Annotated in this window: 19 protein-coding genes; 10 read left to right on the top strand and 9 right to left on the bottom strand. The window is 73.2% G+C overall.

Annotated features, from left to right (window positions below; genetic code table 11):
* Positions 1-45: 45 nt before the first annotated feature.
* From ACIGQF_RS20995 to ACIGQF_RS20985, 3 genes are all read right to left on the bottom strand, one after another.
* Positions 46-675: a TetR/AcrR family transcriptional regulator gene (locus ACIGQF_RS20995; RefSeq protein ID WP_361552191.1), complete on the bottom strand. Its 630-nt coding sequence runs from the start codon at positions 673-675 to the stop codon at positions 46-48.
* Between the two features lie 232 nt (positions 676-907).
* Entirely contained in the window at positions 908-1,576 is a 669-nt protein-coding gene (locus ACIGQF_RS20990; protein ID WP_399712149.1) for a 4'-phosphopantetheinyl transferase, read from the bottom strand.
* Positions 1,573-2,514: a metallophosphoesterase family protein gene (locus ACIGQF_RS20985; RefSeq protein ID WP_399712146.1), complete on the bottom strand. Its 942-nt coding sequence runs from the start codon at positions 2,512-2,514 to the stop codon at positions 1,573-1,575. The genes ACIGQF_RS20990 and ACIGQF_RS20985 overlap by 4 nt, the downstream gene beginning before the upstream one ends.
* A gap of 180 nt (positions 2,515-2,694) precedes the next feature.
* Here ACIGQF_RS20985 and ACIGQF_RS20980 point away from each other — a divergent pair, with 180 nt between their 5' ends.
* Positions 2,695-3,210: a DoxX family protein gene (locus ACIGQF_RS20980; protein ID WP_399712143.1), complete on the top strand. Its 516-nt coding sequence runs from the start codon at positions 2,695-2,697 to the stop codon at positions 3,208-3,210.
* Between the two features lie 174 nt (positions 3,211-3,384).
* On the opposite strand, the gene ACIGQF_RS20975 is transcribed toward ACIGQF_RS20980, so the two are convergent.
* Positions 3,385-4,602 carry a cytochrome P450 gene (locus ACIGQF_RS20975; RefSeq protein WP_399712141.1) on the bottom strand — a complete coding sequence of 406 codons (1,218 nt, stop codon included), beginning with the start codon at positions 4,600-4,602 and terminating at the stop codon, positions 3,385-3,387.
* Positions 4,603-4,650: 48 nt separating this feature from the next.
* Positions 4,651-4,842, bottom strand: coding sequence for a ferredoxin (locus ACIGQF_RS20970; RefSeq protein WP_399712137.1), 192 nt, complete (start codon positions 4,840-4,842; stop codon positions 4,651-4,653).
* 290 nt (positions 4,843-5,132) lie between these two features.
* Here ACIGQF_RS20970 and ACIGQF_RS20965 point away from each other — a divergent pair, with 290 nt between their 5' ends.
* The 5 genes from ACIGQF_RS20965 to ACIGQF_RS20945 all read left to right on the top strand — a co-directional run bounded on the left by ACIGQF_RS20965 (position 5,133) and on the right by ACIGQF_RS20945 (position 9,780).
* Positions 5,133-5,594, top strand: a complete 462-nt coding sequence (locus ACIGQF_RS20965; RefSeq protein ID WP_399712131.1) for a MarR family winged helix-turn-helix transcriptional regulator — start codon at positions 5,133-5,135, stop codon at positions 5,592-5,594.
* A 214-nt stretch (positions 5,595-5,808) separates the two neighbouring features.
* Entirely contained in the window at positions 5,809-6,492 is a 684-nt protein-coding gene (locus tag ACIGQF_RS20960; RefSeq protein ID WP_399712129.1) for a hypothetical protein, read from the top strand.
* Complete coding sequence (locus ACIGQF_RS20955) at positions 6,489-6,983, top strand: RDD family protein (RefSeq protein ID WP_399712127.1); 495 nt, start codon at positions 6,489-6,491, stop codon at positions 6,981-6,983. Before ACIGQF_RS20960 ends, ACIGQF_RS20955 begins: the two co-directional genes overlap by 4 nt.
* A 65-nt stretch (positions 6,984-7,048) precedes the next feature.
* Positions 7,049-7,534 (top strand): DUF1269 domain-containing protein, encoded by a 486-nt coding sequence (locus ACIGQF_RS20950; protein ID WP_399712125.1) that lies wholly within the window; start codon positions 7,049-7,051, stop codon positions 7,532-7,534.
* 287 nt (positions 7,535-7,821) lie between these two features.
* The gene (locus ACIGQF_RS20945) at positions 7,822-9,780 is read left to right on the top strand and encodes a PAS domain S-box protein (RefSeq protein WP_399712122.1); all 1,959 of its coding nucleotides are present in this window, start codon (positions 7,822-7,824) and stop codon (positions 9,778-9,780) included.
* A 42-nt stretch (positions 9,781-9,822) separates the two neighbouring features.
* On the opposite strand, the gene ACIGQF_RS20940 is transcribed toward ACIGQF_RS20945, so the two are convergent.
* The 3 genes from ACIGQF_RS20940 to ACIGQF_RS20930 form a co-directional block, all read right to left on the bottom strand.
* Positions 9,823-12,129: a tetratricopeptide repeat protein gene (locus ACIGQF_RS20940; RefSeq protein ID WP_399712119.1), complete on the bottom strand. Its 2,307-nt coding sequence runs from the start codon at positions 12,127-12,129 to the stop codon at positions 9,823-9,825.
* 113 nt (positions 12,130-12,242) lie between these two features.
* A complete protein-coding gene (locus ACIGQF_RS20935) occupies positions 12,243-12,719 on the bottom strand; it encodes a hypothetical protein (protein ID WP_399712116.1) in 477 nt (158 codons plus the stop codon).
* Positions 12,720-12,883: 164 nt separating this feature from the next.
* Positions 12,884-13,153 (bottom strand): hypothetical protein, encoded by a 270-nt coding sequence (locus tag ACIGQF_RS20930; RefSeq protein ID WP_361552423.1) that lies wholly within the window; start codon positions 13,151-13,153, stop codon positions 12,884-12,886.
* Between the two features lie 414 nt (positions 13,154-13,567).
* Here ACIGQF_RS20930 and ACIGQF_RS20925 point away from each other — a divergent pair, with 414 nt between their 5' ends.
* Positions 13,568-14,866, top strand: coding sequence for an MFS transporter (locus tag ACIGQF_RS20925; protein ID WP_399712114.1), 1,299 nt, complete (start codon positions 13,568-13,570; stop codon positions 14,864-14,866).
* A 7-nt stretch (positions 14,867-14,873) separates the two neighbouring features.
* Here ACIGQF_RS20925 and ACIGQF_RS20920 read toward each other — a convergent pair whose 3' ends face one another.
* Positions 14,874-16,274 (bottom strand): sugar porter family MFS transporter, encoded by a 1,401-nt coding sequence (locus tag ACIGQF_RS20920; RefSeq protein ID WP_399712111.1) that lies wholly within the window; start codon positions 16,272-16,274, stop codon positions 14,874-14,876.
* A gap of 130 nt (positions 16,275-16,404) precedes the next feature.
* Between ACIGQF_RS20920 and ACIGQF_RS20915 the strand changes: the two genes are divergently transcribed.
* From ACIGQF_RS20915 to ACIGQF_RS20905, 3 genes are read left to right on the top strand one after another with little or no spacing between them, the layout of a single operon-like run.
* Positions 16,405-17,115 (top strand): GntR family transcriptional regulator, encoded by a 711-nt coding sequence (locus tag ACIGQF_RS20915; RefSeq protein ID WP_399712108.1) that lies wholly within the window; start codon positions 16,405-16,407, stop codon positions 17,113-17,115.
* On the top strand, positions 17,112-18,131 hold the full coding sequence (locus tag ACIGQF_RS20910) for an ROK family protein (RefSeq protein ID WP_399712105.1): 1,020 nt from the start codon (positions 17,112-17,114) through the stop codon (positions 18,129-18,131). Before ACIGQF_RS20915 ends, ACIGQF_RS20910 begins: the two co-directional genes overlap by 4 nt.
* A 43-nt stretch (positions 18,132-18,174) precedes the next feature.
* Positions 18,175-18,900 carry an N-acetylmannosamine-6-phosphate 2-epimerase gene (locus ACIGQF_RS20905; RefSeq protein ID WP_399712103.1) on the top strand — a complete coding sequence of 242 codons (726 nt, stop codon included), beginning with the start codon at positions 18,175-18,177 and terminating at the stop codon, positions 18,898-18,900.
* Positions 18,901-18,920: the final 20 nt, after the last annotated feature.

Genomic DNA, 18,920 nt, shown 5'->3' with positions numbered 1-18,920 from the left:
GCTGCCGGTACGGGCTCGTGGTCCGGATCCGGGCCCGGGCCGGATTCAGGTCCGCAGCAGGGCGGGGAGCACCACGGCGTCCAGGTACCCCGTGAGGTACGCGGTGTCCGCCGGGCGCTGTTCGATCATCGGGCGCGCGAAGACGGCGCCGGACAACGCGTGCGGGAAGAAGGGGATAGCGGGGCAGCCGGGATCGACCTCGCCGCGGGCGACCGCCCGGTCGAGCATCGCCTGCATCACCTCCAGTTCGGGTTCGATCAGGGCGGTGCGCATGGCCTCGGCCAGCTCCGCGTCCTTGTGCACGGCATGGGTGATGCCGCGCATCAGCTCGATGTCCTTCTTGGTCTCCCCGATGCGCCGGGCGAGCTCGTGCACGTCACCGCGGAGCGAGCCGGTGTCCAGGTCCTCCAGCGAGAAGGGCCGCATGTGCCGCAGCGCGGCGGACACCAACCGGGGTTTGCCGTGCCAGCGGCGGTACAGCGTGGCCTTGCTGCACCGGGAACGCGCGGCGACGGCGTCCAGGGTGAGGCTCTCGTACCCGACCTCGCGCACCAGGTCGAGGACGGCCGCGTACAGCTCGCTCTCGCGTTCCGGCGAGAGCCGGGTCCGACGGGTCGCCCCTTCGCCGCTGTGACGCGGCGCGGGGGTGGCCGACGGCGGAGTGGAGACGGACATGAGCACCTGTTCGTTCGGGGCGTGTGTGCCTGCTCCCGGGCGTGCGGCCTTCGGGACGAGCGGCGGGGCAGAGCGGATCGAAACGGTTTCGTACTCTTACCCTCTTCGAGCGTACGCCCGGCCCCGAGCGAAACGCAAACGTTTCGTTATGCTCCCCCGCACACCCTTCCCCTCCAGGCTGCGCCCGCGCCTCCGGCCCCGCATCCCCGCGCGCGACAGGCGCGGCGGACGCTCAGGTACGGCTCGTCGGCACCACCACGGCCGTCGTCACCAGCCCCGACTCGATCAGCCACCGGCCGGTGAACCCGGTGAGCTCCCGGCCTTCGGCCACCGGCCCCGGGACGAGGAGCCGGGCGGTGAAGGTGGCGTCCGTCGGGTCCAGGGTGATCCGCGCGTCCTCGAAGCCCAGCCAGCGGCGGGCGAGCGGGTACCAGGCCTTGAAGACGCTCTCCTTCGCGCTGAACAGCAGCCGGTCCCAGCACACCTCGGGGACCAGCGCGGTCAGCCGGGCGACCTCGGCCCGCTCCCCGGGGAGGGCGATCAGCTCCAGCACGCCCGGGTCGGAGACCGGCGCGTGCGGCTCCGCGTCCAGGCCGAGCGTCAGCACGTCGGTGGCGCGGGCGACCGCGGCGGCGCGGTAGCCGTCGCAGTGGGTCAGCGCCCCCACGACGCCGTCCGGCCACCGCGGCGCACGGTCGGCACCCGGCAGCAGCGGGGCCGGCGCGAATCCCAGCCGCCCGAGCGCCTCGCGGGCGCAGCCGCGTACGGTGCCGAACTCCAACTGTCGCTTCGGTACGGCCTGGGCCACCAGCGCCCACTCCTCGGGGAACATCTCCGAGACCGGCGCGTCGTGGAAGGTCTCGGCGGTGACCACGGGCGCCGGCAGCAGCTTGTCGATCACGCGGGGCTCCCGCTGGGCGCGGCGGCCGGGGCGGTCACGGCCGGGAGGATCTGGACGGGCCGCCCCTGAGGGCCGGACCGCTGCCGCCACTCCCTGGGGTAGCCGAGGGACACCTCCTGGTGGGGCACGCCGTCCCACATCACCAGCCGGGGGATGTGCAGATGGCCGTAAACGACCGTGGTGGCGCGGAAGCGGCGCGGCCACTCCGCCGTCGCCTCCGTACCGCACCACAGCGCGAACTCCGGGTACCGCAGCGGCCGTACCGGCTCGCGGACGAGCGGGAAGTGGTTGACCAGGACGGTGGGCAGGTCCTCCGGGACAGCGGCGAGCCGGGCCTCGGTGGCCGCCAGCCGGGCCCGGCACCAGGCGTCCCGCGTCGGGTACGGGTCGGGGTGCAGGAAGAACTCGTCGGTGCAGACGACGCCCGCCTTCTCGGCCACGGCGAGCGCCGCCTCCTTGGTGGCCGTCCCCGCCGGGCGGAAGGTGTAGTCGTAGAGCAGGAACAGGGGCGCGATCACGACCGGGCCGCCCTCGCCCTCCCACACGGGATACGGGTCCTCGGGGGTGACGACGCCCAGCTCCCGGCAGATGCCGACCAGATGCTCGTAGCGCGCGACGCCGCGGAGCTGCACCGGGTCGTCGCCCGGCGTCCACAGCTCGTGGTTGCCCGGTACCCAGACGACCTTGGCGAAGCGCTCGACGAGCCGTTCCAGGGCCCAGCGGATGTCCGCGACGTACTCGCCGAGGTCTCCGGCCACCAGCAGCCAGTCGTCGGCCGACTCCGGTTCCAGCCGTTCGACGATGTCGCGGTTCTCCGCGTACCGGACGTGCAGGTCGCTGACGGCCACCACCCGGCCGGCCCGGTCGTCCCGGGGCGGTCCGGGCCGCGGGTGGACGGTCCGGGCGCCGCCGGGGAGGGTACGGATCTCATAGGTCACGACTGAAGTAAAGACCGTGCCGGGCGAAGAGTGAAGGGCCCGCCGGCCCCACCCCACGGCCCCGGCACCCCTACGGTGTGCGGCGGGCGTCCGCAACCGCACGGTCCACGATGTGGCCCATCCGAGCGGCGAGGGCCGCAGCGAGGGATGAGGACCGGCCGAAGGGGGCACTCGTGGGCCATGCTGCTACTGCGACTTCTCGCCCGGCCCATGCTGGCCTCGACCTACGTCATCCAGGGCTACCAGACCTTCCGCAACCCCGAGCCCCTCGTTCCGGCCGCCGAGCCGGTGGTCCAGCCGATCGCCCGGCGCGTGCCCGGTCTGCCGCAGGAGACCGAACAGCTCGTCAAGCTCAGCGGCGGCGTCCAGCTGGTCGCCGGTTCGCTGCTGTCGATCGGCCGGCTGCCGCGGCTGTCCGCGCTGGCGATCGCCGCGACCCTGGTGCCGACGACGCTCGCCGGGCACCGGTTCTGGGAGGCCGAGGACGAACAGACGCGCACTCAGGAGCGCATTCAGTTCCTCAAGAACCTCTCCATGCTCGGCGGACTGCTGATCGCCGGCGCCGACACCCACGGCAAGCCGTCGCTGGCCTGGCAGGGCCGGCACGCGGCGCACCAGGCACGCCGGGAGGCGGCCCTGCGGGCCCGTACGGCCCGCAGGACGCACAAGATCAGCAGCCGGCTCCCGGTCGGCTGACCGCACCGGGACGCCGTTCGGTACGGACGCGCGTCCCGGCGTACCCGAGGCACTTCGCGCGCCCGGTGTACTCGGCGCGTCCGGTGTGCCTCGCGCACTCGGCGTACTCGGCCCACCCGGCGCACCTGCGGGTCCGTGCCCGGCGCGGCCGGACCCGTGGGGCCGGCCGGTGTCTCACCAGCTGACCGGCAGTTCGTGCAGACCGTAGACCGCCATGTCCGTACGGAAGGGCAGCTCTTCCAGCGGGCGGTCCGACCGGAGGCCCGGGAAGCGGCGCAGCAACGCCGGGTAGGCGAGCTGAAGTTCGATGCGGGCGAGGTTCTGGCCCAGGCACTGGTGGGGGCCCGAGCCGAAGGCGAGGTGTGCCCGGGCGGAGCGGTCCACATCGAGCCGGTCGGGGTCGGCGAAGACCTCGGGGTCCCGGTTGGCCAGGTCGTTGGCGCAGATCACGGCCTCACCGGCCCGGATGAGCTGCCCGCCGACCTCGATGTCGGCGACCGCGACGCGGCGCCGCCCCATGTGCGTGATGGTCAGGTACCGCAGCAGCTCCTCGACCGCGTTGGCGACCCGCTGCGGGCTGCCGTCCCGGACCGCGGCCAGCTGCGCGGGGTGCTGGAGCAGGGCACAGGTGCCGAGCGCGATCATGTTGGCGGTGGTCTCGTGCCCGGCGACCAGCAGCAATCGGGCCTGCTTGGCACACTCGTCGACGGTGCTCTCGCCGGTGAGCAGGTACTGGACCGCGAGGCGGCTCAGGAGGTCGTCGCCGGGCTGCTCCGCCTTGGACTCCACGAGCTTTTCGAGGTAGCCGAGCAGTTCCTGGGAGGCGGCGAGGGCGGCCTCCGGCGCACTGCGGGTGTCGATCATGACGGCGCTGCACCGCTGGAAGAAATCGTGGTCCTCGTACGGCACGCCGAGCAGTTCGCAGATCACCAGGGACGGCAGCGGCAGCGCGAACGCGGTGACCAGGTCGGCCGGCGGGCCCGCCTGCTCCATGGCGTCCAGCAGGTCGGTGATGATCCGCTCGATGCGCGGCCGCAGGGACTGCGTGCGCTTGATGGTGAAGTCACCGGTGAACTTGCGCCGCTGGGCGTTGTGTTCGGGCTCGTCCATCGTGATGAACGTGCGGTTGTGGGCCCGGGTCGCCTCGAACGACGCGCTGACGCTGGGGTAGCCGGGGTGCTGGTTGTCCGCGCTGATCCGCGGGTCGCGCAACACCGCGACCTGCTCCTCGTGCCGGGTGACCAGCCACGCCGTCGCGCCGTTCCACAACGACACACGGGTCACGGGCGCCTGCTCGCGCAGCTCCCGGGTCACGGGAGGCGGGTCGAAGGGGCAGCCGGGGGCGCGTCGGGTGGTGAGGGCGGGAGCAGGGGCGGCGGGAGCCTCGGTCATGGTTGTCCTTCCACGGTGGGGCGGGCAGGAGCCGGTGATGGCGGTGGGTCAGGCGAGCGCGATGACCGCCGCGGGGCAGATCTGCGCGGCCTCCGTGACGGCCGCGTGCTGCTCGGCCGGCGGGTCGGCGTCCAGCAGGACCACGACGCCGTCCTCGTCACGCTGGTCGAACACCTCGGGCGCCGCCAGCACACACTGCCCGGCACCGCAGCACTTGTCCTCGTCGATGATGATGCGCACGGTTTCTCCTCTTGCTCCCCCACGGAGCGGGCCCCGCACGGGTGGGGTGCGAATTCGGTTGTACAGAGCGGCAGTTGATTCGCCTTCCGGCGCTTCTTGCCAACTCCTCGGACGGGCATTGCCTGCGCATTACTTAACAAAAGTAACTACGTGCCGCTGACGCTAACACCGCGATCAGCGCACCGGAATCCCCTCGTCCAAGCCGGTACATGCAAGAGGCACGTTTTTCGCCAGCCCTTATGCGCGCCCCGTGCTGCCCCCGCTCCCCGCCACTGCGACATGATCGGGGCGTGGACCACACCGAATCCCCCGGCCGGGAACCCATAGCCGACCTGCACGCCGCACTCTCCGGCCTCGCCTACGTAATGGCCGGAAACCGCACGCACAAGCGGCTCCGCTCGGAGTCGGGAGTAGCCGTCGACCGCGGCTCCCTCGCCCTGCTGCGCGCGCTCGCGGCCGCCCCCGCGCCCTTGCGGATGGGCGAACTCGCGGAGGCGCTGCTGGTCCGTGCCCCGCACGTGACGCGCGAGGTCCGGCGCCTGGAGGATCTCGGCCTGGTGCGGACCACGGCCGAGCCCGGGGATCAGCGTGTACGCCGGGCCGAGGTCACCGACCGGGGCCGGGACGTCGTACTGCGCGCCGAGGCGACCGGCCGGCAGTGGCTCTCCGACGCGCTGCACGGCTTCTCCGAGGAGGAACTGCGCACCACCGCCGCGGTGATCGACCGGATCGTGGACGTGTACCGGAGCTGAGCCGCTTCCCCGCCTCGCCCCGCCGCCGGCCCGGTCCCCCGCGTCGGCCACTCGCAACGTCCGGTCACCCGCAACGGAGGAGGCGCACCCCGGTCCGGTGTGCTGCGATGCCCGGGTGAAGGGGCATGTCGGGGCGGCGTTGTGCCGGCGCACCGGGTACGGCGTGCGCGGTGCGGTGTCGCTCGGCGGACGGGCCGTCACCTGGAGCCGGGCCGTGACACGGTGGCTCGTACCGGCCGGCGTGACGGAGGCGGCGGGCGCCGCCCGGTCGGCGTTGCGAGCGGCGGTCCTCGCGTCGCTCCGGTCGGCGGTACGCACCGCGGTGTACGCCGTGCTCGACCAACTGGACCTGGACGCCGTGGTGGCGCGGATCGATGTGGAATCCGTGGTGGCGCGGGTGGATGTCGACCGGGTGGCCGACCGCGTCGACGTGGACCGGATCGCGGACCGGGTGAACGTCCACCGTGTGGCGGACCGGGTCGATGTGAACGGGATCGCCGACCGGATCGATGTCGACCGCGTCGCGGACCGCGTCGACGTTCCTCGCGTGGCGGACCGGGTCGACGTGAACCGGATCGCCGACCGGATCGATGTCCACCGCGTGGCCGACCGTGTAGACGTAGACCGGATCGCCGAGCGTGTCGACATCGACGCGGTGCTGGCCCGGATCGATCTGGCGGCCATCGTCGAGCAGGTGCTCAAGGAGATCGACATCGGCCGGATCGTGCGGGACACGGGCGGTGGGATGGCCGAGGAGACCGTCGACGCGCTCCGCCTCCGGGCCATGCGCGCCGACCACGTCGTGAACCGGGCCACGGGACGGCTGCTGCGCAGGGGCGACACCGCGGGTCGCACACCCGCTCCTCCCCCGGACGCCCCCCACCCCGAGGCGCCGTGACGGCGTCCGCGCCGCCGCCCGGCCCGGCCGCGATGCAGGGGCGGCCGGCCGGGCTCGTCTCCCGTGCCGTCGCGGCCGTCGTCGACACGGGCGTCGTGCTCGGCCTCGGGCTCGTGACGCTGCTGGCCGCGGGCGCTCTCCGGTTCACGGTGACCGGGCCGCCGTTCGCCCTGCCGCACCTGCCGCCCCGGGTCAGCTCCGGGTGCGCGGCCGCACTCGCCGTCGGCTACCTCGCGGGAAGCTGGCTGACGGCCGGCCGTACCGTCGGCGGCCGGCTCATGGGGCTTCGGGTGGCCGGGCGGTCGGGGCGGCCGCTCGGCCCCGGCCGCGCCCTGCTGCGGGCGGTGCTGTGCGTCGCCTTCCCGTGGGGGCTGCTCTGGATCCCGGTCAGCCGGTACGGCAGGTCGCTCCAGGACCTGGTCGCCGCCAGCACGGTGGTGCACGACTGGTACCGCGGATCTCCGGGGCGGGACCTCACCCGTTCCGGGTGACGCCCGGCGGCGCGCACGGGCGGCTCAATGGGACGCGGGATCCGCCGGATCCGTAGGAGGCTGCTATGACCGATCTCGTCGTGCTCGGTTTCCCCGACAAGGAGAAGGCCGAGGCCGTCATGCGGCTCGGGAAGGACCTCTCCCGCCAGGAGCTGCTCGACCTGGAGGACGCCGCGCTGGCCTGGCGGACGCAGGACGGCAAGATCCATGTGGAACAGACGTACCACCCCGCTGCCGCCGGGGCCGCGGGCGGCGCCCTCTGGGGCACGCTGTTCGGCATGCTGTTCCTGATGCCCGTCTTCGGCGCGGCCGTCGGTGCCGCCTCCGGCGCGCTCATCGGCAAGCTCACCGACGTCGGGGTCAACGACTCGTTCATCAAGGAAGTGGCGGGCACGCTGGAGCCGGGCCGGGCGGCGGTCTTCGCCCTCGTACGGCGGTCGACGCCGGACCGGGTACGGGAGGCGCTGCGCCCCTTCGAGCCCGTCGTGCTCCGTACGTCGCTCACGAAGGACCGCGAGGAGGAGCTGATCGACGCACTGCAGAAGGGCTGAAGCCGCCCGGAACGGCCGTACCGGCTGCCCTTCGACGGCAACTTCCCCGGATCGCTTCTGGTGGTTCCAGTGGTCCCATTGCGCTCCGTGATCTTCCGAAGCGGTGCACAAAGAATTCAACTACGAACCGGCGCGGTCAAATACCTGCAAGTTAACGCTCCTGACAGGCGATGTGCTGCAATGTCGGGCATCTCAGCAGGTGTTGAACGGCGCGGAACGCAGGGCGAACAGGGGGGCCGTGGCCTCGTTGCCCGGGTGCGGCGGCGCCACATGAAGCGAGGCACCAATTGTCAATCGAAGCGCTGCGGGGCGACGGGAGCCGGTACGGACTCTTTCAGGGGCTCGTCGAGGCCTCCCAGGACGCGATCCTCATCGAGACCCTCGACGGGGTCATCACTTTCTGGAACGCGGCCGCCCAGCGCCTGTACGGCCATACCCCCACCGAAGTGCTCGGCCGCCACGTCGGCATGCTCGTACCGCCCGACCTCAAGGACGAGGAGAACTGCCTCCTGGGGCGCATCGCCCGCGGCGAGCGGATCGAGCACTACGAGACCCGCCGCACCACCAGCGACGCCCGGGTACGGGACATCGACGTCACCCTGTGGCCCCTCCGCGGCGAGGACGGCAACGTCATCGCCGCCTGCTCCATCATGCGGGACATCACCGACCGAAAACGTGCCGAGGCACGCGTCGACGAGCTGGCGGTGGTGGTCGAGTCCTCCCAGGACGCGATCCTGATCAAGACCCTCGGCGGGGAGATCACGTTCTGGAACGCGGCCGCCCAGCGGCTGTACGGTTACGCGCCCGCCGAAGCCGTCGGCCGCCACGTCGGCATGCTCGTACCGCCCGACCTCAAGAGCGAGGAGGACGAGCTGCTGAGGCGCATTGCCCGCGGCGTGCGGATCGAGCACTACGAGACCCGCCGCACCACCAAGGACGGGCGCATCCTGGACATCGACGTCACCCTGTGGCCCATCCGGAGACAGGACGGCACCATCATCGCCGCCTGCTCCATCATGCGCGACATCACCGACCGCAAGCGCGCCGAGACGGAGCTGGCCGAACTGTACGCACAGCAGCGGCACATCTCCCTGGCGCTGAACCTCATGGGGTCCTCGAAGCAGATCCCCGGGGCCCGGGCCGCCAGCCGTTACCTGCCGTCGACGCAGGGCCAGGGCGTCGGCGGTGACTGGCTCGACCTGATCGACCTGGGCGCCGGGCGGGTGGGGGTCTTCGTCGGGGACGTGATGGGGCGCGGCCTGGACGCGGCCGTGGTGATGGGGCAGCTGCGGTCCGCGGCCCGTGCCCTCGCGCTGGCCGGCCTCCCGCCGTGGGAACTGATGCGGGCCCTGGACGCGTTCACCCACGACCTGCCCGAACAGTTCGTCACCTGTGTCTACCTGGAGGCCGATCCGGCGCAGGGCGAGGTGACGGCCTGTTCGGCCGGGCATCTGCCGGTCCTCCTCATCGAACCGGACGCGCCGGTGCGTGAGCTGGCGATGCCGACCGGCATCCCCCTGGGCGTGGGCGGCGTACCGCACCAGCAGGTCCGCTTCCCGCTCCGGGCGGGCACGGCCTTCGCGCTCTACACCGACGGCCTGGTGGAGACCGCGCACGGCGACCTGGACCACCAGCTGGCGTTGCTGGCGACCACGCTGGGGCAGGTGTTCACCACCGCCGAAGGGCTGCGGGACACCGCCGACGGCCTGGAGGAGGCCGCCGACCGGGTGCTGCACACCCTCCTGCCGGACACCGCCGCGTACGCCGACGATGTGACCCTGCTGCTCGTCAGCTTCCCCACGGCCCCGCTGGAGACCGCGGAGACGGAACTGCCCGGCGAGGCCGTCTCGGTGCCGGCCGGACGGCGTTTCCTGCGGCAGCACCTGGAGGCCTGGGGCCTGGCGGGGCTGGCGGACACCGCGCTGCTGCTGGCCTCGGAACTCCTCACCAACGGGGTGCGCCACGCGGAGGGCCCGATCGGCCTGCGGGTGTGGCACAGCGTCCGCGAACTGGGCGTGGAGATCAGCGACAACAGCGTGCCCCGGCCCCGGGCCCGCCTGGCGGAGAGCATGGAGGAGAGCGGCCGCGGCCTGATCCTGGTCGAGACCCTCGCCGCTGCCTGGGGCACCCGCCCCACCACCGTCGGCAAGACGGTCTGGTTCACCCTCCTGCTTCCCCCGCCCCAGGACACCACCCACCTCCCGGCCCTCCCCCCGGCAAAAGCCCCCTCGGTCGCCCTGCCCTGAGAGAGGGGCCCCGGCCGGGTACGTCACGGACCGGCCTCGGCATCAGTCGGGCACCCCGCCGCCGGTCTCGGGCGGCCCGGTCGGTTCGTCGAGCGCCTCTGCCAGGTAGCGCCTGGCAGTCGCGGTGTACGGGTGGTCCTCTCCCATCACCGTGGTGAGGTCCCGGAGCACCTCCCGGAACTCCGCGGCGGCCCGCGCCGTCCGGCCCTGGGTCTGCCAGAGCCGCGCGCGGCAGCTGCGGCTGAGAAGTGTGTCGCGGTGGGTGTTGCCGAGCACCTGCCGCTGCACCACGATGACCTCGTCGAACTCCGGCCCGGCGAGGTCCGGGCGTCCCCTGTCGTGGTGCAGACGGGCCAGTTCGCGGCGCACGATCAGCGTGCGGGGGTGTGCGGCGCCGAACACCTCGGTCCGCAGGGCGAGCACTGCCGCGTACTCGGTCTCGGCCTCCGCCGGGCGACCCAGGTCGTCCAGTACGCGGGCCACGCGATAGCGGGTGGCCAGGGTCAGCGGATCGGTCTCGCCCAGCACGCGGGTGCGGGTCCGCAGCACTGCCCGGTACTCGGCTTCCGCCTCCGTGAGCCGTCCTTGGTCGTGCCGGACGTACGCCAGCATGTGGCGGCCCAGGAGTGTCTGCGGATGGTCACGGCCGAGCGCCGCGCTCCGGTGGCGCACGAGGTCCCGGAAACCGGCAGCCGCCTCCGCCAGCCGGCCGCGGGCGTGGTGCATGGCGGCAACCTCGTGGTGGGCGGTCAGCGTGGCATCGTGCCCCTCGCCCAGGACCCGCCGGCCGGTCTCAAGAGCGGCGGCGAAGGTGTCCTCGGCCTGGCCGTACAGCCCGCGGGCCCGGAGTGCACGTCCGGTGGCCACGGCCACCCGGACTGCCTGTGCCACCGCCCGTGCGGAACCGGCGGCATGTGCGCCGGTCTCGTGCAGGAGGTGCTGGGCATGGGGTGTGATCGCCTGCCACAGGGGCCAGCGCGCCGGATCCTCCGGGGAGACGTGCGACTCACCCTGCGTGGCCGCGGCGAGCAGGTCCGTCGCCGCCTCCAGGTACGCGGCCCGCCGCGTCATCGCCTCGCTCTGGAGGCGGCTGGCGGCACGTACCAGAGGGTGGAGGCGGACGGCGTCGCGCAGCACTTCGGCACCGTCGCCGTCCGGGGCCTCGTCCGAACCCCTGTTCCCGGCGTCTGCGGCGTGTTCCGCCCCGCTGCCCGCAGCAGCGCTCCCGGCACTGTTCCCGGGCGGCGCGCTGCCGCTTCGGGGTCCGTTTTCCGGGATGTCGATGAGGTGCAGGTCGGCGAGTGCTTTCAGGAGCCGCCACAGACGCGTTCCGTCGAGGCCGGGCAGTACGCCGGCGGGCGCACCGAGGACCGACGGGGTCAGCAGCGCGTACGGTACGGGCGCCTCGGCGAAGAAGGAGAGCAGCCGCAGCAGTTCGCGCGCCTCCGGCATGCCCTGCCGGGCGAGGTGGTCCAACGAGAGTTCCCAGGTCCGGCTGACGATGCGCCGGGGTGCGCGGTCCGCTTCGGCCATGCCGGCCCCCTCCGGTTCCAGTAACTGCTGCCAGCCGCCCGCCGCCAGTTGCTGCCCGTAGGCGTCGAAGGTCGTGACGGCGTCGGGCCACGGGGCGCCGACCGCCGCGGCGAGCTGGGCCCCGGCCAGCCGCAGTGCCAGCGGCATCCGCCCCAGCCGGTCGGCGAGCGCGGCCGCGTCGGCCGCCGTGCCCGCCCCGGGTCCGGCCACCCGCATCAGGACCCGCGTGGCCTCCGGCCGGGTCAGCGGGCCGACCGTCCGCAGCCGCCACCAGGCTCCCCAGGCCAGCGGATTGCGGTGGCGGCTGGTGACGAGCACGGTCCCGGCCCCCGCGGCCACCGGCCGCAGCCACCCCGTCCCGTCCGCGAAGGCGCCTCCCTCGGCGGCCAGCAGTTCCGGGTCGTCCGCGTTGTCGACCACCAGCAGCCACGGCCGGGGGTGCCGGCCCAGCATCCGCCACAGCAGGTCCGTGGCGCTGTCCATACCGCTCCAGGCGCGGGTGAGTTCGGCGTCGCCGGCGCCGAGCCGTACGGCCACTTGCCGCATGCCGTCGTGGAGTTCGGCCCGGGTGGCGGCCGAGACCCACCACGCCTCGACGCCGTTCCGCGCGGCGGTGCGGGCAGCGGCGATCGCCACGGTGGTCTTGCCGCAGCCGCCCAGACCGCACAGCACCAGGTTCCGGCAATCGCCCGGCGGGGCGCCCACCACCCGGTCCAGCTCGCGCAGCAGCGGCTCGCGGCCGGTGAAGGCGTCGTCCAGCCGCCCGGCGGGTACCGCGAGGGACCTGCTCCCCGGCGTTCCCGACGGCGGCTGCACCGGGGCGGCCGTGTGGATGTGCAGGGCGCCGACGCGCCCGGCGGCGACCGCGCCGGTGTGCGCGAAGAGCGAGGTACGGGCTTCGATGTGCGGTTCCGGCGTTCCAGGTGGCCTCAGCCCGGCGTGCCACCCGGCCGGGAAGGGTCCCCGACGCGTACGCCTCCGTTGATGACGCCACCGGCGACGGACCCCCCTTCCGCCTGTACGGACACGTCCCCGTGCACCGCCAGTCCGCCGTCGCCGGCGGTGGGCGAGGGTGCCCCGGGCGTCGGCACGGCGGCGAGCAGTGTGGCGAGCTGTTCCTCGGCTTCGGCGCGTTCGCTCTCCGGCATGCCCTCCAGCAGATCGGTGAGACGTACGCACCAGGCGGCGCGGGCGGCTTCGCGGGCCGGGCGGTACTGGTCGTCGTCGGCGGCGGTCAGTTCGGCGGCGGTACGGTCCAGGCGCGCGGCGGTCGCACGGGCCTCGGCCGCGTCTCCCCTCCCGAACACCCGGACCAGTCCGTCCCGCATCGTCCACCAGGCGTCGGTGCCCGCGGCCTGGATCACCGCAAGGGCACCGGCCGAGGCCAGTTCCGCGAGTTCCGTCATGGCGATCGTTCCCCCCGTCGCCGAGCGCAGCGTCAAGTACCCAGAGAACCACGGCAGTCCGCGGAGCAACAGCCCGGCGCGGCGGGCGGTGGGGCCGGCCCGGACAAGCGGGAGGGGCGGCCCGGAAGACCGGGCCGCCCCTCCCTGTGCGTGCAGGAGTGGTGTCAGCGGGTGTAGCGCATCAGCGTGCGGACCATGTGGCAGGTGGTGTCGGACGGGCGGTGGATGCCGACGAGCGCGGCGGTGTCGCGGATGAGCCGGTTCGGCGCGCGGTCCGGCGTGTGCACGCCGGAGTCGAGCAGCGCGATGGCCAGGCGCATGGCCTTCAGCCGGCGGTTGTGGGCGATGTACCACTCGCGGGGCCGGCCGGCGGGCAGCGGCTTCTTGGCGAGCGGGGAGTACGGAAGGTCGAACAGAGCGGACGTCGGGGTCATTGCGGCAGCCGTCACAGGGTCCCTCCTGTCGTGGTCGAGAGCCCCGGATCCCCCCGTGAGCTCTCTCGAACACTGCTTCTATATTACCCCGCCCCACTGACAAAAGTCGCTGGCCAGAGGGCATTTGTGACCCTCTGGAGACACTTTCCGGAGGGGATTCACGAAGGTCTGCGAGGCGCCTCGGCGACCAGGAGGGGAAGCCGGGTCCGCGGCAGCCCTCACCCCCGGCACGTCCGGTCACCACTTCCACCCCAGCAGCCCCAGCCAGGCCATTGAAAGGTTTCAGGGAAAAGTTGCACACCGGGTATTGACCCCCGAGCTACACGCACTCATTGTTTGAGTCGTTTCAACACGACGCGACACGGCTGCTTCGCGCAGCCCGCTTCACGACAGTGCGAGGACGAAGGAGTCCAGGTGACATCCCTGCAGAGCACCCCACCCTCCGAGGACGCCCCGGGCGGGGACGGGGCCGTATCGCGACAGCAGTGGAAGTGGACCGGGCTGGCCGGCATGGCGTCATACCTGGACGCCGGGTCGATCGTCGCGCTCAGCTCCGGTCTCGCCTTCTTCCAGGACCGCTTCGGCCTCTCCCAGAACGGGCTCGGCGCGCTCACCGCCATCGGCCCCAACGCCATCGGTGCGGCGATCGGCGCCTTCATCGGCGGGCGGCTGGGCGACAAGCTCGGCCGCAAGCGCATCTACCAGTACGACCTGCTGGTGTACGCGGCGGCCATCCTGCTCATCGCCTTCGCCGTCAATCCGCTGATGCTCTTCGTCGGCACCTTCGTCGTGGGCCTGGCCGTGGGTGCCGACGTGCCGACCTCGCTCGCGCTCGTCGGTGAGTTCTCGCCCGCCAAGGCGCGCGGCAAGCTGCTGGGGCTGACCCAGGTGACCTGGAGTCTCGGCCCGGTGGTCGTGCTGCTGCTGGCGCTGGCCCTGTCCGACCTCGGGCTGCTCGGCATCCGCATCGTCTTCCTGCACCTCTTCGTGGTCGCGCTGGTGACGTACGCGATGCGCCGCGGCATGGTCGAGTCGGCGGTGTGGCGGACCGCGGCGCAGGCCGGCGCCGCCGCCCGCCCGAAGGTGCGCGACCTGCTGCGCGGCGCCCATCTGCGGGCGCTGCTGTTCACCGGCGGCATCTACCTCTTCTGGAACCTGGCGGCCGGTACGAACGGCATCTTCACCCCGTACATGGTCAAGAGCCTGGGCGCGGGCAGCCAGGCCACCAGCGTGGGCCTCTCCTGCGCCAGCTTCGCGCTGGTGATCGTCGGTACGGTGGCGGTCTACATGCGGTTCGCCGACCGCGGCCACCGATACCGCAAGGCGATGTGGATCGCGGGCTCGGTCATGCAGGTCTGCGCGTACGGCGTCTTCCTCTTCCTGCCGTTCACGCTGCCCGTGATCGTGTTCAACGTGGTGCTGTTCGGTGTCGGCCAGGCCATGGCGGGCGAGGCCGTCTACAAAACCATCAGCCAGGAGGTCTTCCCGACGATGCTGCGCGGCACGGCGCAGGGCATCACCTTCGGCACCTCCCGCGTCGTGCTCGGCATCTGGTCGTTCTTCGTGCCCGCCCTGGCGAGCACCGGTATCGCGCCGGTCGCCGCCTTCCTCACCGTCTCGCTCCTCATCTGCGCCGTCATCGGCCTGTTCATGCCGAACACGGCGGGCAAGCCGCTGGAGCAGGTCGAGGCCGAGCGCGCGGCCACCCGCTGACGCACCGTCATCCCCGGGTGAGCTCGCGCTCGATCTCCTCCAGGCTCTTGCCGCGGGTCTCCGGGATGCAGCGGACCGTGAACAGCGTCAGCAGCGCGCACACCACCGCGTACGCGGTGAAGGTGGCGGCCCCGCCGAGCGCGTCGAGCAGGGTGAGGAAGGTGAGCGAGACCAGGAAGTTCATGGTCCAGTTGGCGAACATGGTGGCGCTCATGGCCGTACCCCGGATGCGCAGCGGGTACAGCTCGGACGGGATGATGAAGACAACCACGTTGAGCGTGGTGGCGACCGCGGCGATGAAGAGGACCACGAACGCCACGGCGAGCCAGCCGAACGAGGAGCCCCGGCCGCCGGCCGCGAGGGTGGCCGCCAACCCGGCGAGGGCGAGCGTCATCGCCGCGGCGCCGGACGCCAGCAGCTTCTTGCGGCCGATGCGGTCGACGGCGAACATCCCGACCGGGGTCATCAGCAGGTTGACCAGGCCGACGCCGACGGTGGCGAGGACGGCCGAGGAGGAGCCGAGGCCGCTGCTCTCGAAGATCTTCGGGGCGTAGTAGATGACGGTGTTGACGCCGGACGCCTGGCCGAGGATCTGCAGGCCCACGCCCGCGACGATCGCCGGGCGCACGGAGCGGTCGGCCAGGGCCCGCCAGCGGCCCCTGCGGGCCGGTGCCGTACGGTCCTCGCGTCCGGCCGTCATCGCGGCCAGTTCTGCATCGACCGCCGCCGGGTCGCCGGGGCCGCGGAGCCGCGCCAGGACGTCGCGGGCGCGCTCGGTACGGCCGCGCAGCGCCAGCCAGCGTGGGGACTCGGGCATCAGCAGCATGCCGGCCCCGAAGAGCAGCGCGGGCACGGCGGCGATGCCGAACATCCAGCGCCAGCCGTGAGTGGCGTGTGCCAGGGCGTAGTTGGCCACGTAGGCGAGGACGATGCCGAGGGTGATCATCAGCTGGTTGAGGCCCACCAGCCGCCCTCGGTAGCGGGGCGGGGCGACCTCGGCGAGGAAGACCGGGACGAGGTTGGACGCCGTACCGATGCCGAGGCCGAGGACGAGACGGGCCCCCGTGAGCACGGCGGCGGACGGCGCGAGGGCTGCCAGGGCGGCGCCGGCGGTGAAGATGCCCGCCGCGGCGACCAGGACGGGGCGGCGGCCGTACCGGTCGGCGAGGTTGCCGGCGGCGGCCGCGCCGGCCATCGCACCGACCAGGATGGCGCTCACCACGACGCCGGAGCCGAAGGCCGTGAGCCCGAAGTCGGACTCGATCGTGAGCAGGGCGCCGGATATGACGCCGGTGTCGTAGCCGAACAGCAGTCCGCCGAGCGCGGCGACCAGGGCCACGCCGATCACCGGTCGCAGTGTGGTGCCGCCGCCGCGCCGCGTCACCGTTGCCGTACCGAGTGACGCCATCGCGCCATCCCTTCACTCGACCAGAGATTGGAAGGTACCAATCTGACACCCGGTTTGGCACTGCACAAGATCTCCCGTAATAATTCCGACATTGGTCGGCACCAAACGCAACGACCCGGGAAGGTGAAGCGTGGCCCGACAGGCCAAGCACGAGGAACTGCGGCTGGCGCTGCTGGCCGAGACGGCCGGGGCTCCCCCGCACACGCCGCTGCCCACGGAGCGGGAGATCGCCACGGACCACGGGGTCTCGCGCAACACCGTCCGGCAGGCGCTGGACGCGCTGGAGGCGGCGGGCAACGTCTACCGGGTACAGGGCGCGGGGACGTTCGTCGCCCCGCCCGTGGTGTCCAAGTCGCTCACCCTCACCTCGTTCTCCGAGGACATGCGCGCCCGTGGCCTCGAACCGGCCTCGCGACTGCTGGCCGCGGAGACGGTACGGGCCGGCCGGCAGATCGCCGACCGGCTCGGCGTCGCCCCGGACTCCGACGTCGTGCGGGTCTCCCGGCTGCGGCTGGCGGACGGCTCCCCCATGTGCCTGGAGAACGTCCACTTCCCCGCCGACCGGGTTCCCGGGCTCGTCGACGAGGATCTGAGCGGCTCGCTCTACACCCTGCTCGACGTGCGCTACGGGCTCGACATCCGCTCGGCCGACCAGATCATCCGCGCCGTCGACCTCGACGAGACCGAGTCGGCCCTGCTCGGTGTGCCGGTGGGCAGCTCGGGACTGCGGGTGCAGCGGGTCGGCCTGGACCGCCGCGACACCCCCGTCGAGGCGACCACCACGATCTACCGCGCCGACCGCTACGACATCCGCTTCACCGTCCGCAGGGCGCAGCCGTGACGGGGGCGCGTAAGCCGCACATGCGGCACGTACCGGAGTCCGGGCCCGCCTCCCCCGCGCCGCGCCCGCTGCTCGGCGTCGACGTCGGCGGGACGAAGATCGCCGCCGGGGTCGTCGCGCCCGACGGCACCCTGCTCGCGACGGCCGTCCGGCCCACGCCCGCCGCGGAGGGCCGGACCGTGGTGCTGGACGCCATCGCGGCGGCCGTCCGTGAGCTGCCCGGCCGGGAGGAGGCGGTGGGCCTCGGGATCGGCACCGGCGGCGTCGTCGACCGCGGCCGGGGCGTCGTGCTGTCCGCCAACGCACTGCTCCCCGGCTGGGCGGGCACCTGCCTGAGCCAGGAGCTGAGCGACCGGCTCGGACTGCCGGTGGCCGCCGACAACGACGCGAACGTCTTCGCGCTGGCCGAGCAGACCTACGGCGCCGGCGCCGGCTGCGCGTCCGCGCTGTACGTGAGTGTGGGCACCGGCATCGGCGGCGGGCTGGTCAGCGGCGGACGGCTGCTGCGCGGTGCGCACTGGACGGCGGGCGAGTTCGGCCATCTGGCGGTGGCGGAAGCGGTGGGGCGGCCGTGCAACTGCGGCCGCCCCGGGCACCTGGAGGCCGTCGCGTCCGGGCCCGCCATCACCGCCCGGTTCCGCGCACTGGCCGGGGACGGGAACGTGCACGACCTCCGCAAGGTCGCGGCACTGGCCGAGGGACCGGCCGGGGCGGGAGCGTTGGCCGCCCGGGCCGCCCTCGCGGAGGGCGCGGGCGCGTTGGGCCGCGCCCTGGCCGGGCTGGTCAACACCGTGGACCCGGAACGGGTGGTGGTCGGCGGCGGGGTCGCCTCGATCGGCGCACCGTTCTGGGAGCCGCTGACCGAGGCATTCGCAGCGGAGCTGCTGCCGGGCCCCTCGGGGCTGCGTCCCGTACCGGCGGCGCTCGGCCCGCGCGCCGCGGTGGTCGGCGCGGCGGCACTGCTGCTGGAGGAGGACGGCGAGGGCGCCCCGGTACGACGATCCGCGCACCGCTGACGGCCCACCACACCGACCGACGGAAGACAACGAGGGACAGCACATGACCGAGAGCGCACCCCGCAATCACGGCCCGATGCCCGCCGACCGCGCCCGCGAGCTGCTCGGCGGGCTGCGCGGCCGGCTGGTCGTCTCCTGTCAGGCCCCGCCCGGCGACCCGCTGCATGCCCCGGAACACATGGCGGCGGTGGCCGCCTCGGTGGCCGCGGGCGCGCCGGTCGCGGGCGTCCGGGTGCAGGGCGTGGCGGACATCGAGGCCGTACGGGCCGTGGTGGACCTGCCGATCGTCGGGCTGTGGAAGGACGGCGCCGAAGGCGTCTACATCACACCGACCGCGGCGCACGCGCGGGCCGTCGCCGAGGCCGGTGCCGAGATCGTGGCCGTCGACGCCACGGACCGGCCGCGCCCGGACGGCCGCCCGCTGCGCGAGACGGTCGAGGCGGTGCACGGCCTGGGCAGGCTGCTGATGGCCGATGTCTCGACCGTGGCGGAGGGGGTGGCGGCCGCCGCGCTCGGTGCCGATGTCGTCTCCACCACCCTCTCCGGCTACACCCCGTACAGCCGTCAGCAGCCGGGCCCGGACCTGGAGCTGGTCGCCGAGCTGGCGGCCCGCGTGGCCGTGCCGGTCTTCGCCGAGGGCCGGCTGCACACGCCGGAGCAGGCGGCGGCCGCGATCGAGGCCGGAGCGTGGGGCGTCGTCGTGGGCGGCGCCATCACCGCGCCCGCCGCCATCGCGACCCGTTTCGCCGCCGCCCTGCCACAGCACTGACAGTGCGTCAGGTGCCGGGC

Origin of the sequence: Streptomyces sp. NPDC053560, from assembly GCF_044544605.1 — a bacterium.
In the GTDB taxonomy this organism is placed as follows: Bacteria; Actinomycetota; Actinomycetes; order Streptomycetales; family Streptomycetaceae; genus Streptomyces.
Note: the sequence above shows the minus strand (reverse complement) of the source record. Positions and strands in the feature narration are given on the sequence as shown.

Bases quoted from the DNA above. Each gene is read 5' to 3' on its own strand.
- ACIGQF_RS20995 (WP_361552191.1), bottom strand. From the start codon at position 675: ATGTCCGTCTCCACTCCGCCGTCGGCCACCCCCGCGCCGCGTCACAGC.
- ACIGQF_RS20980 (WP_399712143.1), top strand. From the start codon at position 2,695: ATGCTGCTACTGCGACTTCTCGCCCGGCCCATGCTGGCCTCGACCTAC.
- ACIGQF_RS20975 (WP_399712141.1), bottom strand. From the start codon at position 4,602: ATGACCGAGGCTCCCGCCGCCCCTGCTCCCGCCCTCACCACCCGACGC.
- ACIGQF_RS20950 (WP_399712125.1), top strand. From the start codon at position 7,049: ATGACCGATCTCGTCGTGCTCGGTTTCCCCGACAAGGAGAAGGCCGAG.
- ACIGQF_RS20935 (WP_399712116.1), bottom strand. From the start codon at position 12,719: ATGACGGAACTCGCGGAACTGGCCTCGGCCGGTGCCCTTGCGGTGATC.
- ACIGQF_RS20930 (WP_361552423.1), bottom strand. From the start codon at position 13,153: ATGACCCCGACGTCCGCTCTGTTCGACCTTCCGTACTCCCCGCTCGCC.
- ACIGQF_RS20920 (WP_399712111.1), bottom strand. From the start codon at position 16,274: ATGGCGTCACTCGGTACGGCAACGGTGACGCGGCGCGGCGGCGGCACC.
- ACIGQF_RS20905 (WP_399712103.1), top strand. From the start codon at position 18,175: ATGACCGAGAGCGCACCCCGCAATCACGGCCCGATGCCCGCCGACCGC.